This is a genomic window from Cyclonatronum sp., from assembly GCF_022565315.1.
Lineage (GTDB): Bacteria > Bacteroidota > Rhodothermia > Balneolales > Cyclonatronaceae > Cyclonatronum.
This window is the reverse complement of sequence record NZ_JAIUMX010000038.1, coordinates 14,799-31,523: the sequence shown is the minus strand read 5'-3', so window position 1 is coordinate 31,523 and position 16,725 is coordinate 14,799. Positions and strand designations below refer to the sequence as shown.

The following is a 16,725-nucleotide window of genomic DNA, read 5'->3' as shown; positions in this document are numbered from 1 at the left end:
GGAGTATTTGGTTGATTTTTTCTTCTAAAACCGGCAAACGTTCTGCTAACATCAGGGGATGAATGTGTGCTATTAAAACTTCCTGCATCATGCCTTTACTGGCGATGTGTTGTAATTGCTCCCTGATAAAGGCAGCGATGCGGTGATCGTCTTTTTCTATTTCCTCAACTATTCCAAGCCGATTATCTAATACACAGATGATGTCTTCAATATCGTGGCTTGTGCGATAGTCGGAACCTCTGTTGTTAAAAGCCTCGAATTTGGTGGCTAAATAACAAGGTGCCGAAAGAATATTAATGTGCTGATCTTTTGCTTTTGCCGTCCATAAATTTTCAAAACCTGTTTTATACCAACGGTTGGCAGGGCCTAACGGACCATCTTCGGTGGCCATAATATCTACCGGAATGTCTTTGTTTTTGTAACTGCAAATGGCATGACCAAAGGGATCGGGATGAAAACGGAGTGCTCTCAATCGTTCTTGTACTTTTTTCCAGTGGCTGAGGCTGAGAATGTTTAAAGTGATATCAATATCCTGCGTAGGGCGAATTTCATCGGCTGCCGGATCATCGGTGTATAAACCCACCCCACTGCGCCCCCACAAATACCATTTGGTCTTTGATATCCCGCAGGGCTTCGGCTACTACGGCAATATTGATGGTTCTATTCACCAAGTTCCAGCCGTTTTTTTAGTTCCTTCACTGCCAGCTCTCTTTCTCTGGCCCGGCCTACCCGCAAGGCATCTGCTAAAGCCAACAGTTTATGTAATTTTTCATCCTTCAAAGCTGCTTCAGGTATCGAAGGGTACAAGGGTGTTATGCCGTGCCCACGCACAGTTCCTTTGCCATAGGGCCAAATATACGCCTCTGTACTTTGTATTACATCGCTTAGGGGTTTTGCAGAGTGCGAAGTAGGTACACCACGTACCACGGCCCCCGGTTTAACGGGGAACACATACCTTAGCCCGTATTGCAAAAACTCAAGCAGTGCCATTTTTATCACCGTTTTGCCATTGTGAGCCAATAAGCCGGAATATTTACACCGGGCTACGGCTTCGCTCACTTCCGACTGGCTCAAACCCAGGGCCTCTGCTACCGGTTTTTGATTCCATTCAGGGTTGTTATCGCTTACAATTTTAAGTAAGAGACAAACATCCTGCGGTTTAAGTTGCTGATTTTGTGATTTCATATCAGTAATATTGCGTATCGCGATTTGCAATATTACTAAATAAACCGGCCCCGGGAAACAGCTGTGCCGGAAAATATCGTGGATTACCATAGGCGATATTTTCTGCTCGCAAATTGACAATCATACCCATAACCCAGCTGTTGGATGATGTAATACTCCGCCCTATTAAGTTCGTTGAATACAATAACTAAAAGATTTGATTGATCAGCGATTTCTGGAGGGATTGGTAGCTTTCCATTACTTAAGCCAGATTATCTGCGTTTGAGGGGAAAATTTTCATTGCATTAATCAACTCCATGCTCATCATTTAAAAACCCTGATCTGATAATCTCCAATAACCTTATAACTGACTCCGGGCATTTTTGTACGGATAGTTACCACTTGAACAGCACGAGTCGGGAGGAAAAACAACCTATGGGCAACCCCATAGGTTGTTTTTGAAGTTCGAAACCCTACGGCGCCGTATATACCACCCTGCCGCCTACGAGGGTGGTGAGGGGCAGGATGTCGCGGATGGTTTCGGTATCATCCCGCATGAAATCTCCGCTCCAGATTACGAGGTCGGCGAATTTGCCGGGGGTGAGGGAGCCGAGGTCGTTTTCGCGGAAGATGCCGTAGGCGCTGTCGAGGGTGTAGCTGCGCAGGGCTTCTTCTCGGGTCATTACCTGCTCACCGAAGAAAATGTCGCCGGTCGGCATCAGCCGGGTTACCGAGCTGTGGAAGCTGTGCATGGGGTTGAGGCGCTCAACCGGCGCATCAGTACCGTTGATGATTACGACGTCGTTTTCGAGCAGGGTGCGCCAGATGTAGGCGCCGCGCTGTGCCCGCGCTTCGGAAATGCGCCGGGCAACCCAGGGGCCGTCGGAAGTAGCGTGTACGCCCTGCATCGCGGCAACTACGCCGAGTTCGCGGAAGCGCGGCACGTCGTCGGGGTGCAGGTTTTGCGCGTGCTCGATGCGCCAGCGCAGGTAGGGGCCGTACACGCCGTGTTCCTCAAAAAGGGCTTCGTACAGGTCGAGTGCTTCGCGGTTGCCGCGGTCGCCGATGGCGTGTACGGCCAGCTGCAGGCCATGCTCGAGGGCCAGCTCACCGGCCTCGCGGATGGTTTCCAGCGGGGTAGTGTTGAAGCCCGCCGTGCCGGGGTTGTCGGCATAAGGTTCGAGCATCCAGGCGCCGTGCGTACCCAGCGCCCCGTCGATGGCCCGCTTGATGCCGCTCACCCGGAAATACGGGTCGCCCGCAATGGCGCCGGCAAGTTCGGGCAGGGCTTCGGTCATCACATCGGTGCGGTCGCGCACCATCAGGTGCAGCCTCACCTGCAGCGGATCCTGCTCGTGCACGCGCATCATCTCGCGGATATGATGCACCGGCGTACCCGCATCGCCAAAGGTGGTGATGCCCAGGCTCAGGGCTTCGCGCTCAGCCATGCGAACGACCTGCGCCATATCCGGCTCCCAGGTATTTCGCAGCGGTGCCAGCAGGTTGGAGGCCCGCTGACGAAACGGACCTGCGGGGCTGCCGTCGGCTTCGCGCACAATTTCGCCGCCGGCCGGGTCGGGCGTTTCCGCCGTAATGCCAAGCTGCGCCATGGCGTAGGCGTTGGCGAAGGTCATGTGCCCGCTCGCATGTGTAAGAATCACCGGATTGTGAGGTGAAACCGCGCTCAGCTTTTCATGATGCGGCAGGTCGCCAACCATGCGTGCCGGCGCCTCATGCCAGTCATTCTGATGCCAGCCGCGCCCAACAATGAGAGCGCCCGGCTCAGCCTGATCCACAGCCTCGGCAACCGCATCAACTATGCTTTGCCAGCTTGGCTTGCCGAGCAGGTCGAGCTGCAGCCGCAGGCTCCCGACGCCCCAGAAATGCGCGTGCGCATCAATAAAGCCGGGCGTGATCAGACGGCCCTGCGCGTCTTTCACTTCGGTGCGGCGGCCGGCCATAGCCTCAATGGTTGCAGCATCGCCAACCGCTATGATGATGCCGTCCCGGAGGGCAATGGCTTCGGCCTCGGGCAGGCTTTCATCTACCGTTACAATGTGCGCGTTGGTGATGATGAGATCCGGACTTTGGTCGCTGCTGCAGCCGGTAAAGAAAAAGAGGCCGCTCATGGCAGCAAGCAGCAGGGTTTTTATGACGGATAAATACTTCATATCAGATTGCTAACAATTAAATAAAGTTGGAATTACGCTAACGCAGTGACGATAAATAACAGATACTTCATTTCCAAATCAGAACAGCTGCTATATGTTGGCCAATACGCCTATTTAGGCTTCGGAAAGAAAAAACGGTCGAGCCCGAGTTCCCGCTCATCGGCTATTTCAATCTCATGAAAAGCCTTCGAAGCCGGATTGAGCACATAATTGTATTCTTCTGGCACTACCGATGAAGGCACCCGAAACACGCAGCAGCCAGGGTCCCGCAGCAGTTCGTCGCCTAACTCCCTGGTAAAAGGATCCGGAGGAAAGGCATCCCAGCCAGAACTGAGTTCCCGAAGCGTGATGGTACGAACCGGCAGATAATCGGGCACATGAAGACTCAGCAGAACAAGGTCGTCGGGCATTTGCTTCAGGTTAATGTGCACGAGAACCTCAAGCTGACACAGCGCCCGCGATTCGGACGCATACAGCGCGGGAATGCCGCGGCTGTTCCAGCGGCCACCGGCTAATTTGGCGCCGGTACCGCTGAGGTCCTTTGCATACAGCTCAGATGTAGCGCGGTAAACAAGCATGGCGGGCAGACCTAAACAAACACGCCGTGCTCGATGCGGATGAGCTCATCGAGCACCATATCGAGGCCGAAGATGCTGTCGAGCAGGCTTAGCGGGCTTTCGCCGCCGAGGGCGGCCGAGCGATCGCGGAGCCAGCCAAAGAACTTTGCATCGCTGCCAAATACCGAGCGACCCTTGTTGAAGAGCTGACCTATGCGCAGTAATTTCTCCGACTCGGGCACCGGAAAGCGGTGACCGCTTTTCTGATAGCGCTGCAGGCTGCGCTCGGATATGCACAGGATGTGCGCCCAATCGCTGAGGGTGAGCGGCGCGGACTCCATGAGCTGATTGAGCTCGCTGATGGTTACGCCGGTTCTTGCCATGCCCAAAAATTTGCGGGAAGTTTTGTCGCTGAGGTAGGGCACAGCGGTATCTTCGAGGAGGTTTATGTGTTTGGGATTGCTCATGGATGCTTGATTTAAGGGTTTTATTTTGCTTTACTCCGATGATACGACATCTGTCATTAATTTTCAACTTTATGTCGTAATTTAAGCACTTTCTCCCGGGCTTTATTTTTGAACTGCGCTTTTTTGAGGTTTGGTATTAATCATTTGTTTAATTTTGCGCGCAGCACAGCATGCCCCCGAAATCCTGTTTTGTTCCGGAAAAAGCGGGGTTTTTTCTCTGTAATTAATCAGCGTTCTAATTTCTCAGGAAGGGTTTGCCGGTTTTATGAACACTTTTTTTGCCGACATTGACGGTTTTTCGACCGAAATCATTGATTACCATCCGGATCGGGAGGGAGCTGAGCTTGTGCTGGCCCTGCACGGCTTTGGCGGTAATGCCCGAACCTTCCGGCGGCTTAGAGGTCTGCTGCCGGAGAAATATCGCCTTTGGGGCCTGTCGCTGCCCTGGCACGGCCGCACGGAAGCCGCGCCTGCAACAGAAAAGATGGAGCTTGAAAGCTACGTGCACGGGTTGGCCGCCCTGCTTGAGGAGCTTGGTATTGGGCGGGTGTATCTGCTGTGCCACTCCTTCGGCTCGCGTATTGGCGCCATGTTCGCAAGCCTGTACCCGGCGCGCACCCGCACCCTCGTGCTCATTGCCCCGGGCGGCTACTACCCGCCGGAGGACTACATGTTCCGCATCCTCGGCAGTTTCCCGATGCGTCAGCTCATCCGCCGTGACCTTTTCCTGGCGCCCTTTGTGAAATTCCTCATCCCCAACCTGCCCCGCGAGAAAAAAGCCGCCACCTACCGCGCCCTGCGCCACATCGGCTGGTCGTTTCCGGGCATCAGCCTCAAGGCCCGGGGCGAGCTTCACCGCCTGAAAAATTATCCGGGCAAAACCGTGCTCATCATCGGCGACCGTGACCGCCTCGTGAAGGCTTCCTACGCGCCCCAAATTGCCCGCTGGTACCACGACTGCAGCACCGAAATTATGCCCGAAGCCGGTCACCTGCCCATGGCCCAAATGCCGGATCAGCTCATGAAACTGCTGCTCAAATATCTGTAGTTTTTTTGGGGTGCGGGGGGATGTGTCCTGTGCCCGGCCCCGCTGCTGTGCCGAAAGCCGCTTTTTGCATTTTAGGCGCAAAAGCAACATTTTGAGCCTCAACCGTTACGGTTAGAAACCGTTCTGATTTTTTTTGATTCGACCTCATTTCCCTCACTATGCAGCAAACGCAATCTATGCAGGCCGCTTTGAGTGCCTTTACGGCCGGCCTTATCGACTACGCCGGCCTTTTTCCGCCGGCTGCGCTTGATATGGCGCCTGCCATCGAAAATTTTCTGCGCTACCGCTCCGGCCCCTTTGCGCCGCAGCTCGGTGCCTTTGTTGTGCCGGCTGCCCGGCTGGACGAGCTCGACGGCTACGCCGCCGGTTTCCAAAAGCAGGCGACGGCAGCCGGACCCGTTCCGTTTTCGGTGCTCGCCGGCGGCGGTACCGATGCGGCCCTGTACCGCAATCATTTTGAAGCCGCTCTGCACAAAGCGCAGACCTTTCTTGAACGGCACGGCGCTGCGGTGCGCATCAGCGCTTTTGAAGTGCGCCTGCCCGAAGAGCTGCCCGAGCCGGAGCCCCTCCGGGAGCTTCTGAGCGAAAACATCACGCAGGTCCGCGAAACATTGAGCTGCGCGCCCGATTTCTTCTTTGAACCCAAACGCGATGGCAGCTGGCACAGCACCGTTCACCGCCTCGTGCCGGCGCTTGCGGCCGTGCAGCCTTCCTTCGGCGGCGCGCTCACCGGTTTCAAGCTGCGCTGCGGCGGTGTAAAGGCCGAAATGTTCCCCTCCGTTGGGGAGGTCGCCTGCGCCATTCACGCCTGCGTGCAGGCCGGTGTGCCCATGAAAGCGACCGCGGGTCTGCATCATCCTGTGCGGCACTTCAACGAGAGTGTCGGCACCCGCATGCACGGCTTTCTCAATGTGTTTGGCGCGCTCGCCCTCACCAAAGCGCACGGCTGGCGCATCTCCCAAACCGAAACCATGCTGGCCGATGAGCAGGCGGCTTCCTTCCGCTTCACCAATGAGGGCTTTGGCTACCGCGATTTCAGCCTGAGTACGGCGCAGCTGCGCCAAAGCCGCGCAATCCTTGCCACTTCTTACGGCAGCTGCAGCTTCGCAGAACCCCTCGAAGACCTGCACGCCCTCGGCCTGCTGCCTGCCCGCCCCGAACTTTAATTTCAACCTCCATTTTACCTTTCTTACATGCCTACCTACGACGCAACCACCGATCCCGCCCTGAAAGCTTTTTTCGACATCCCGGCAGAGTCCCATTTCCCCATCCAAAACCTGCCCTACGGGGTTTTTCGGCCGAGTGCGAAGCACGAGCCGCGTATTGGTGTGGCCATCGGCGATTTTGTGCTTGACCTCAAAGTGCTGCAAACGCTCGGCTTTTTCGACGGACCCGTACTCCGCAATCAGGATGTGTTTGAAGAGCGCTGGCTCAATGAATTTATGGACCTGGGCAAGGCGGCGCGCACCGAGGCCCGGAAGGTGATCAGCGATCTGCTTTCCGGTAAAGACGACCGCCTGAAAAACGACCCCGATCTGCAAAAGCGGGTGCTCATCCCCATGAAGGATGTGGTTACGGAGCTGCCGGTGCAGATTGGCGATTACACCGATTTTTACTCCTCCCGCGAGCATGCCACCAATGTGGGCACCATGTTCCGCGGCAAGGATAACGCCCTGCAGCCCAACTGGCTGCACCTGCCGGTGGGCTATCACGGGCGGAGCAGCTCGGTCGTCATCAGCGGTACGCCGCTGCACCGCCCGATGGGGCAGACCAAAGCCGATGATGCCGCAGCGCCGGTTTTCGGACCGAGCCGCCTGGTAGATTTCGAGCTGGAGATGGGCTTCTTCGTGAGCGGCGGCAACCGCCTCGGGCAGCGCCTGCCGATGGCAGAAGCCGAGGATAACATCTTCGGCCTGGCGCTGGTGAACGACTGGAGCGCCCGCGACATCCAAAAGTGGGAATACGTGCCGCTCGGGCCCTTCCTGGCCAAAAACTTCGGCACGACCATCTCACCGTGGATCATCACCATGGAGGCCCTCGAGCCTTTCCGCACGGCAGGCCCCGTGCAAAGCGAGCCCGAAGTGCTTGATTACCTGAAGCCTGCGCGCCCCGACCAAACCTACGACATCCGGCTGGAGGTCGGCATTCAGGGTGAAAACATGGACGCGCCCCACACGGTTTGCGTCTCCAATTTCAGGTACCTGTACTGGAGCATGGCGCAGCAGTTGGTGCATCACGCGGTAACGGGCTGCAACATGCGCACCGGCGATCTGCTGGCTTCGGGCACCATCAGCGGGCCTACGGAGGACAGCTACGGCTCCATGCTCGAGCTGAGCTGGCGTGGCAGCAAGCCGCTGAAGTTCCCGAACGGCGAGGAGCGCAAATTCCTGCAGGACGGCGACACCGTAGTGATGACCGGCTGGGCGCAGGGGGATGGCTACCGGGTCGGCTTCGGGGCTTGTGAGGGCAGGCTGCTCCCGGCAGTGCAGTAGCTGAGGTGAGCTGTGTGATTTTGGGCCAGAGCTGAGACCAAAAAGCAAGGGACCGGCCGTGGGTTTTGGGGTTTTGATCTGTCACGACTGACCGTGATGCGCACGGAGTCCCCCCCCCAAAAAAAAGAGCCCGGAGTGCTAAGTTGCTTGGGTTCAGGTTTTTGAGCACATCATCCGGAAAATAAATCAGCAAAAAAAGGCCGGCCTGCGCAATGCAGACCGGCCTTTTACTTTTTGGGGATGTGCGCCCCGAAGCTGATCTCAGCTACGGAAGCTGCATCAGGCTTTGGAGCCCTGGTACTCGCGGCCCTGACCGAGCTGATCGCCGCAACCCCAGATGTCGGTTGCGTAGTCGGCGATGGTGCGGTCGGAGGAGAACTTGCCCACGCGCGCGGTGTTGTAGAGCGCGATTTTGAACCATTCTTCCGGATTTTGGTACAGCGCGTCGATTTTTTTCTGCGCTTCGGCATAGGCCGGGTAATCGGCCATAACGAGGAAGTAGTCGTTGCTGTCGAGCAGTGAACCGGTGATGGAGTGGAACAGGGAAGGATTTTCCGGGCTGAAGAAGCCGTTTCTGATCTGATCGATCACTTTTTTGAGCTCAGGATCGGCGTTGTAGTACTCCCATGAGGAGTAGCCGCTGCGGCGGAGTTCTTCCACTTCTTCGACGGTGAGGCCGAAGATTACGATGTTTTCTTCGCCTACTTCTTCGAGAATTTCCACGTTGGCACCGTCGAGGGTTCCGATGGTGAGCGCGCCGTTGAGGGCGAACTTCATGTTGCCGGTACCGGAAGCTTCCATGCCGGCGGTCGAAATCTGCTCGGAGAGGTCGGCAGCCGGGATCAGCTGCTCGGCCAGGGTTACCGAGTAGTTATCGAGGAAGAAGCACTGCAGCTTGCCTGCCATATCGGGGTCGTTGTTGATTTTGTCGGCAATGCTGTTGATGAGCTTGATGAACATCTTGGCCATGGCGTACCCCGGCGCGGCTTTACCGGCAAAGATGACGGTACGCGGCACAAAGGGGGCATCGGGGTTGGCCTTGATGCGGTTGTACAGCGCAGCGGTGAAAATAGCGAGCATAAGCTGACGCTTGTACTCGTGAATCCGCTTGATCTGAATGTCGAAGATGGCTTTGGTATTGAGCTCATAGCCGTATTTCTCTTTCACATAAGCCGCAAGTTTTTCTTTGTTTGCCTGCTTGATGTCGCTGTATTTCTTCATGAACTTTTTGTCGTTCACCTTGCCATCAAGCTTGCGGAGGTCGCTCAGGTGCGTGATCCATGAGTCGCCGATTTCGGAGGTGATGAGGTCGGCGAGGGGCTTGTTGCACTGCTTAAGCCAGCGGCGCGGGGTGATGCCGTTGGTTTTGTTGGTGAAGCGCTCAGGGTACATCTCGTAGAAATCGCGGAAGATGGTTTTCTTGATGAGATCGGTGTGCAGGGCCGCAACGCCGTTTACTTTGTGCGTGCCCACGATGCCGAGGTTGGCCATCTGTACGGAAGGCTGCTCGCCTTCGCTGATGATGCTCATGCGGCGCACCCGGTTTACATCGTCGCCGAAGTGCTCATGCACTTTGTTGATGAACCGCTTGTTGATTTCATAGATGATCTGCAGGTGGCGCGGCAGCAGGTTGCGCAGCATGGAAACCGGCCATTTTTCGAGCGCTTCGGGCAGTACGGTGTGGTTGGTGTAGGAAAGGGTCTTCACCGTTATATCCCAGGAAGTTTCCCAGTCGAAGCCTTCTTCATCCATAAGGATGCGCATGAGGTCGGGCACCGCGAGGTTTGGGTGCGTGTCGTTGCACTGAATGGCCACGTATTTAGGAAGCTCGCGCAGATCGCCGTGCTGCAGCTTGTATTCGCGCAGAATATCCTGAAGGGTGGAGGAAACCAGGAAGTACTCCTGCTTGAGGCGCAGCTCCTGACCCACAAAAATTTTGTCGTTCGGGTAGAGTACCCGGCTGATGTTCTCGTGCAGCTCAATGTCGCGAACGGCATTGATGTACTCTCCCTGGTTGAAGCTGCTCAGGTCAAGGGATTTTGGCGAGGTGGCTTTCCACAGGCGGAGGTTGTTAACTACGCCGTTGCGGAAGCCCGGCATCGGGATGTCGTTGGCAAGGGCATACACGTGCTGCGTGTTTTCCCACTTGAAGCGCAGATGGCCGTCTTCATCGGTGTAGGGCACCGAGCGGCCGTAGAAACGCACCGGGTAAATCACGCTCGGGCGGGTAACGGCCCAGGGGGTGCCGAAACGAAGCCAGTCGTCGGGGCGCTCAACCTGATAGCCGTCCTGAATTTTCTGTTTGAAGATGCCGTAGTCGTACTTGATGCCGTAGCCGAAGCCCGCCAGCCCAAGCGTTGCCATCGAATCGAGGAAGCAGGCAGCGAGCCGGCCCAGACCGCCGTTGCCGAGGGCTGCATCGGTTTCGATATCGCGGATTTCCTCATAGTCGAAGCCAAGATCTTTACAGGCATCGCGCAGTTCTTGTTCCAGGTTGAGATTAACCAGCGCATTATCGAGCAGCCGGCCGATCAGGAACTCCATGGAGATGTAGTAAATCTTTTTGGTCTTTTGCTCCCGGTACTCTTTTTGGGTGTTCAGCCAGCTGTTGTGCAGGCGGTCCATTACGGTGAGGACCACACTTTTGTAGAATTCTTTTTTGTTTGCGGTCTCAATATCAGTAGCAAGGGTATAGCGCAGATGGCTCAGGATATCTTCCTTAATCGAGCCGGCGTCCATGCCGGTTTTTATGTTTTCTTTCTTACTTACGGTTGTGCTCATAGCATTAAAATAGGTGTAAGATTAAAATGGTTGATGTATAACCTTGACAGCCTGCCAATTTACGAAAAAATCTCAAGCTTTCAGATAAACACCGTGGTTGGGGCGGAAGCCGGGCGGGGTGATATTGGCCCGGTACCGCAGCTGAAGCAGGTATTTGAGGGCATCGGTGGCCGTTAGTTCCTGTTCGAAAATCCCAAAAACAGCACTGCCGCTGCCGCTCATGGCCGCAAAAAGCGCTCCCATGTCGGTAAGCTGATCCTTCAGGTTGCCGACCTGAGGGTACCGGCTGATGACCGGCGGCTCCAGATCGTTTCGCAGTAAATAATTCCATTCATCGGGCTCATATCCGGTCAGAATTTCGGCGAGCGGAATCTCGGAAGGCCCCCCGGGTTCGCACATGCCGTAGGCTTCGGCGGTATTGCTGTGTATGCCCGGCCAAACGGTTACAATGTGGTAGTCGGGCTGGAAGTCCAGGTAGGTGAGCTCGGTGCCGGTACCGCTGCCGATGGCGGTTTCGGCCCGGATAAACACGGGCACATCGGCGCCAAGGGCCGCGCCCAGCTCACACAGCTCGCGCAGCGGTATCTCCAATCCGTAATGGCGCGACAGCAGCCGCAGCATCACCGCGGCGTTGCTGCTGCCACCGCCCAGCCCCGCGCCTGCCGGAATGGTTTTCTGTAGATTGATGTCGAAATAGCCCGAGGTGCCGAAGCGCTGATGAAACGCGCTTATCGCCTTCACAATCAGATTGTCTTTGCCGGTGGGCACTTCCGGGTCGTTGCAGGTAATGCGCGTTTGCGCGGCAGGCCGCATCTCAATCCGGTCGCTCATATCGATGAAGGCAAAGCCGGTTTCGATATCGTGGTAGCCGTTGGGCAGGCGCTCGCGGATGAAAAGGCCGAGGTTGATTTTCGCATACGAGCGGGCCACAAGAATATCAGACATGGTTCAGGCTTTTGTTTTTTTGTAGGGTGATGTGTGCTGTGCCGGTTCAGGCTGTGCAGCGCGTTTCAGGCATTTGGGCACAGGCCGAGCCGGTGGTATCCGGTTACGGACCCCCGGATTCTCCGGCAATTTTGTACATGTAGCCAAGTGCCGCTTCCCGCTCGTTGGGGATTTCGCCGTCGAGGATGGCATTGGTGATGGCATCCTTGATTTTACCCACCGCAGGACCCGGCTTCAGGCCGAGCTTCTCCATAATCTCGAGGCCGTCAACGGGTGGCTGGAAATTCCGGAGGTGGTCTTTTTCCTCCACGATTTTGATTAGCTCTTCCACATGGTCGAAATTGCTGAGGTACCGCTGCACTTTTTCGTCGTTTTTGCTTGTGATGTCGGCCCGGCAGAGGGTCATCAGGTCGTCGATGTCATCGCCCGCTTCAAAAATGAGGCGGCGCACGGCGCTGTCGGTCACTTCATTGTTGGCGATGGCAATCGGCCGCAGGTGCAGGCGCACGAGCTTTTGCACGTAGCGCAGGCGCTCATCAAGCGGCAGCCCCAGCCGGCGGAAGATGCGTTTGGTCATGCCGGCGCCCACGGCATCGTGCCCGTGAAAGGTCCAGCCGTGCTCGGGCGAGAAGCGCTGCGTGGCCGGCTTGCCGATATCGTGCATAATGGCCGCCCAGCGCAGCCAAAGGTTGTCGGTATGCTCCGAAATGTTATCGAGTACCTGCAGGGTGTGCCAGAAATTATCTTTGTGCCGCACCCCGTTCACTTCCTTAACGCCGTGCAGGGTTGTCATCTCCGGGAAAAACTGCGCCAGCAGCCTGGTATGGAACAGCAGCTTAAACCCGCGTGAGGGTACCGGCGCGAGAATAATTTTATTGAGCTCGTCAACAATGCGTTCTTTGGAGATAATTTCGAGGCGGTCGGCCATGGCCGTAATGGCATCGTAGCTTTGCTGCTCGATATGGAAGCCGAGCTGCGTGGCAAAGCGCACCGCCCGCATCATGCGCAGGGGGTCGTCGCTGTAGGTCTTGTCGGGCGCCAGCGGCGTGCGGATGATGCCGTTTCCGAGGTCTTCCATGCCGCCGAAGGGATCAACGAGATCGAGCCAGCTGCCCTTGTTGAGCGACCAGCTCATGGCGTTGATGGTGAAATCGCGGCGCTTCTGATCGTCTTCGAGGCTGCCGTCTTCCACAACGGGCTTTCGGGAGCTGCGGTCGTAGCTTTCGCGCCGGGCGCCCACAAATTCAAGATCGAAGGTGCCGTACCGGATGTGCGCTGTACCAAAATTCCGGAACACGCTCACCTGCCGGGTGTTGAGCAGCCGGGCGGTTTCCAGCGCCAGATCGATGCCGGAGCCTACCGTCACAAAATCGATATCGGTTTCGGTCTGCCCTTCCCGGCGCCTGAGGTAGTAATCCCTTACAAAGCCGCCAACCACGTACACGGGCTGCCGGCAGCGCGCCCCGGCTTCAGAAATGACGGAAAAAATGTGCTCTTGTTCCTGTGTAAGCTTAATAGTCGGCAATGGACTGAAAATCAGGTTTGGTGTTGATGAGTCGGTTTCGGTATCGGATAAGACGCGGAAGTGCAGAAGCGCTAAATATACGACAAACCCGCACAAAAACCGGGATTTAAGCCCGTTTGGGTGCCCTGAAATAAAAAAGGGATGCCGGCTGACCGGCATCCCTTTGGGATGAATCTAAAACTGCGGCGCGCCGCTTGGTTTATTCGGCGGCGGCGCTGTCGAGTTGCTCGAGCAGGGCATCAACGGAGCGCATCAGCTGCTGATCAATGCCGGCATCGATGTAGCCGGGCATGTTTTTGACGCGGATGATGGGTTCGGTCTGATTGTTTTCCATCCACTCGCCGCTCTTGTTGCGCGCGCTTATGGGCACAACGCCCCAGCGGGTGCCGTCGGGCAGGGCTGACCAGCCGGCGAAGCTGCACGTGCCGGGCACGGGCATGCCGACCGTGATACCCAGCTCCAGCTCGGTGTAGGCACTTGCATAGCAGTGGCCGTCGGAGTACATGGCTTCGTTGTGAATCGAAAGCGTGGGCTTAGTCCAGCGGGAGGTCGGCTCGCCGCCCACAACGCGGTCTTCGGTGGCGTAGCGGTTGAACTCAACGCCGGTGAAGAACATGGCAAGGTCGGCAACGAGGTCGCCGCCGCCGTTGAAGCGGGCATCCACAATCACGGCTTCGCGATCGGCAAAGCGCCCGAGCATATCATGGATCACGCTGCGGAAGGGGCCGTCGCCCATGCCGGGGATGTGCACGTAGCCGAGGCGACCGTCGCTGAGCTCGTACACTTCCTGCTCGTTCATCCGCACAAAGCGGCGGTACAGCAGCTGACGCTCTTCACCCAGCGTAATGGGCTTGGTTGTTACCTGATGGCGGTTTCCGGTTGCCGGATCCAGAATGTCGAGCAGTACAAAAGTGCCGGCTTTCCGGTTGAGGAAGGCTGCCACATCGCGGTCGGCACTCACGGTTTCGCCGTCAATCTTCTCGATAATCATGCCCGGCCTGATGTGCTGAAGCGCAGCCCGGTCGAGCGGTCCGCCGGCCATGATTTCCACAATCCGGATGCCGTCATCCTCAAAGTCAAAATCCTTGAAAATACCCAGCGATGCGGTGGCGTCGGCATTTGGGATGCTGCGGGAGAAGCGTGCGCCGGCGTGGGAAACATTGAGCTCGCCGATCATCTCTGAAATCATCTCGGCAAACTCGTAGGAGTTGCCCAGGTGCGGCACATATTTTTTGTACTCTTCATACAGCATGCTCCAGTCGTTGCCGTGGAAGGTCGGCTCGTAGAACACGTTTTTGGTGCGGATGTACACGTGCTCGAACATGTGCATGCGCTCGGCTGCGGCATCGAAGGTCATTTCTCCGGAAATCCGGATCGGCGTTTGCGTGCCGGCTGAGGGGTTGAGCCTTGAAATGGAGCCGCGGGCGAGCAGGTAGAGGTTTTCCATTTTATCGTCCCACACGAGGCTGCCGCCGGGTACATTCAGGCGGATGCTCTGCTTGGTTTCGCGGGTGCGGAGGTTGGTCTCCCAGAGGTTGGCGCTGTCTTCGAAGCGGGTGAGGTAGTAGAGGGTTTCGCCGTCTTTGGAAAGCACGGCGTCGCTGACGGAGCTTGAGTGTATGGTGAAGCGGGCCATGCGGTCGCGGATGTTATCGAGCTCGAAGGTGAGCGTGGCATCGTTGTCGTCATCACCGTCACTCTTGTCGCCGTTGAGGGCTTCCTGAACGGCTTTCATCAGTTTGTAGTCGTCTTCGCTGAGGTTGAACTTATCCCAGGCTTCGCGGGTGAGGAACAGGCCGTACACGTCGAGCTCGTTACGGCCGCTTGTGGCGTAGCTGCGCAGGCCGTCGCGGTTGGTGAAAAAGAGGATGCGCTCACCGTTGCCGACCCATTTCGGACCGTAATCCATGAAGCCGCTTTCGGTGAGGTTGTGCCGTGCGCTGCCGTCGGCGGCAAGCAGCAGCACTTCTGCGTTATGGAGGAGCTTGCGCCAGCTCACCAGAATCCATTTTCCGTCGGGGCTCCATGAAAAGCTCTGATCGCCATCCTGCATGTGAAACAAATCTTCGGGACCAAGCAGGTCGCGGGTCTGTCGGGTGCTCATGTCCATCACACGGAGCGTGCGGCGGCCGGCAACGTAGGCCAGCTGCGAGCCGTCAGGGGAGAAGGCGGGCAGGTAGGCATCTACCGAGTCACTCACGAGTACGGTTTCTTCGAGCAGGGTGCTGGCGTAGAAGAAGGGCTCCTCGCTGCGTACGCGGCGGGTTTCGAAGATGCTCCATTTGCCGTCGCGCTCGCTCGCGTACACGACCGCGCTGCCGTCGTGATTCCAGCTCACAAAACGCTCCCGCTGCGGGGTATTGGTGATGCGCTTGGTGAAGGAGCCGTCGGTTGAGGTCACAAAAACTTCGCCTCTTGCGATGAAGGCAATTTCCTTGCCGTTGGGGGAAACGGCCATTTCCTGAACGCCCCCGTTGATGGTGATGAAGCTGTCGGTGTTGCGCGTATCCTGTGTGCGGATGAGCACCTCCACTTTCTGCGGCTCTTCGCCATCCTGCATGGTGTAGAGTTCGCCGTCCCAGCCGAAGGACAGGGTGCCCTGTGCGTAGCTGAGGAAGCGCACAGGGTGCAGTTCAAAGAAGGTGACCTGCTCAGCGGGTTCGTTGCTCACAAGCGACATTTTGTGCACGTTGAAGCTGCCGTTGCGCTCACTGAGGAAATAGAACGCAGTTTCGTCTGAATTAAAGACCGGCTGACGGTCTTCGCCTTCCACGAAGGTGAGCTGCCTGTGCGTATCCGTTGCAGCATCGTACAGCCAGATATCGCGGGCGATGGCCGATTTCTGATGTTTCCGCCATTCGTTTTCGCCGCCTTTTTTGTCGTGATAGAGCATCCGGCTGCCGTCGGCGCTCACCTGCACATACTCCGCGGGGATGGTGAAAATCTGCCCGACACGGCCGCCTTCTGCGGGCACCTGATACAGTTCAGGCTGTGAAGGCGTGGGGAATTGCCGGTGCTCCGCGCGATCCTGACGCACAGCGCCGAAGATCACGCTGCTGTCGTCGTGGCTGAAGGCGTAGGGCATCTCGTCGTTGGAATGGAAGGTGAGGCGGGTGGCCGGGCCTCCGAGGGCATCCATCACATAAACATTGAAATTGCCGTAGCGGTCGCTGGCAAAGGCGATGCTGGAGCCGTCGTTGCTCCAAACCGGCATGAAATCATGGGCCTCATGAAAGGTGAGCTGCCTGGCTTCGCCGCCTTCGGCTGGCACGCGGTACAGGTTGCCCATATAGGTAAAGGCAATGTGCTGCCCGTCGGGCGAGATGGTCTGATAGCGGATCCATTGCGGCACAATATCCTGTGCGCGCAATTCCGCAAAACCGGCTACAAACAGTAGCGTAACAAACAGGCGTATAATATTCTTCAAAATAATCTAATGCTTTTGAATTAGGAGTTCTGGGAATCTCCAATTTAATGATTATCGCCTTTAATCGAAGGCGTAAGAAATAAGCTCAAAAAAAAAGGCAGCTTTCGAAATGAAAGCTGCCTTTTTTTACTGCGGGAGCCGGAACCGT

General features: G+C 56.7%; 12 protein-coding genes. 3 read left to right on the top strand and 9 right to left on the bottom strand.

The window, feature by feature from the left end:
- The 5 genes from LAT75_RS08040 to LAT75_RS08020 form a co-directional block, all read right to left on the bottom strand.
- On the bottom strand, positions 1 to 583 hold a 583-nt coding region (locus LAT75_RS08040; RefSeq protein WP_291482131.1), incomplete at its 3' end, for a hypothetical protein.
- A 77-nt stretch (positions 584 to 660) separates the two neighbouring features.
- Positions 661 to 1,185 (bottom strand): hypothetical protein, encoded by a 525-nt coding sequence (locus LAT75_RS08035; protein ID WP_291482130.1) that lies wholly within the window; start codon positions 1,183 to 1,185, stop codon positions 661 to 663.
- 452 nt (positions 1,186 to 1,637) lie between these two features.
- Positions 1,638 to 3,335 carry an amidohydrolase gene (locus LAT75_RS08030; protein ID WP_291482129.1) on the bottom strand — a complete coding sequence of 566 codons (1,698 nt, stop codon included), beginning with the start codon at positions 3,333 to 3,335 and terminating at the stop codon, positions 1,638 to 1,640.
- A 110-nt stretch (positions 3,336 to 3,445) separates the two neighbouring features.
- A complete protein-coding gene (locus LAT75_RS08025; protein ID WP_291482128.1) occupies positions 3,446 to 3,913 on the bottom strand; it encodes an RES family NAD+ phosphorylase in 468 nt (155 codons plus the stop codon).
- Between the two features lie 11 nt (positions 3,914 to 3,924).
- On the bottom strand, positions 3,925 to 4,359 hold the full coding sequence (locus LAT75_RS08020; protein WP_291482127.1) for an antitoxin Xre/MbcA/ParS toxin-binding domain-containing protein: 435 nt from the start codon (positions 4,357 to 4,359) through the stop codon (positions 3,925 to 3,927).
- Between the two features lie 265 nt (positions 4,360 to 4,624).
- Between LAT75_RS08020 and LAT75_RS08015 the strand changes: the two genes are divergently transcribed.
- From LAT75_RS08015 to fahA, 3 genes are all read left to right on the top strand, one after another.
- Complete coding sequence (locus LAT75_RS08015) at positions 4,625 to 5,407, top strand: alpha/beta hydrolase (protein WP_291482126.1); 783 nt, start codon at positions 4,625 to 4,627, stop codon at positions 5,405 to 5,407.
- 158 nt (positions 5,408 to 5,565) lie between these two features.
- Positions 5,566 to 6,573: a hypothetical protein gene (locus tag LAT75_RS08010; protein WP_291482125.1), complete on the top strand. Its 1,008-nt coding sequence runs from the start codon at positions 5,566 to 5,568 to the stop codon at positions 6,571 to 6,573.
- 27 nt (positions 6,574 to 6,600) lie between these two features.
- Complete coding sequence (gene fahA, locus LAT75_RS08005) at positions 6,601 to 7,899, top strand: fumarylacetoacetase (RefSeq protein WP_291482124.1); 1,299 nt, start codon at positions 6,601 to 6,603, stop codon at positions 7,897 to 7,899.
- A 279-nt stretch (positions 7,900 to 8,178) separates the two neighbouring features.
- Here the strand turns inward: fahA and LAT75_RS08000 are convergent, their stop codons facing one another.
- The 4 genes from LAT75_RS08000 to LAT75_RS07985 form a co-directional block, all read right to left on the bottom strand.
- Positions 8,179 to 10,680, bottom strand: coding sequence for a glycogen/starch/alpha-glucan phosphorylase (locus LAT75_RS08000; protein WP_291482123.1), 2,502 nt, complete (start codon positions 10,678 to 10,680; stop codon positions 8,179 to 8,181).
- Positions 10,681 to 10,752: 72 nt separating this feature from the next.
- Positions 10,753 to 11,625 carry a 4-(cytidine 5'-diphospho)-2-C-methyl-D-erythritol kinase gene (gene ispE / locus LAT75_RS07995; RefSeq protein ID WP_291482122.1) on the bottom strand — a complete coding sequence of 291 codons (873 nt, stop codon included), beginning with the start codon at positions 11,623 to 11,625 and terminating at the stop codon, positions 10,753 to 10,755.
- Between the two features lie 103 nt (positions 11,626 to 11,728).
- Positions 11,729 to 13,114, bottom strand: a complete 1,386-nt coding sequence (locus tag LAT75_RS07990; protein ID WP_363320534.1) for an HD domain-containing protein — start codon at positions 13,112 to 13,114, stop codon at positions 11,729 to 11,731.
- A 235-nt stretch (positions 13,115 to 13,349) separates the two neighbouring features.
- The gene (locus LAT75_RS07985; RefSeq protein WP_291482120.1) at positions 13,350 to 16,577 is read right to left on the bottom strand and encodes a S41 family peptidase; all 3,228 of its coding nucleotides are present in this window, start codon (positions 16,575 to 16,577) and stop codon (positions 13,350 to 13,352) included.
- Between the last annotated feature and the right edge of the window lie 148 nt (positions 16,578 to 16,725).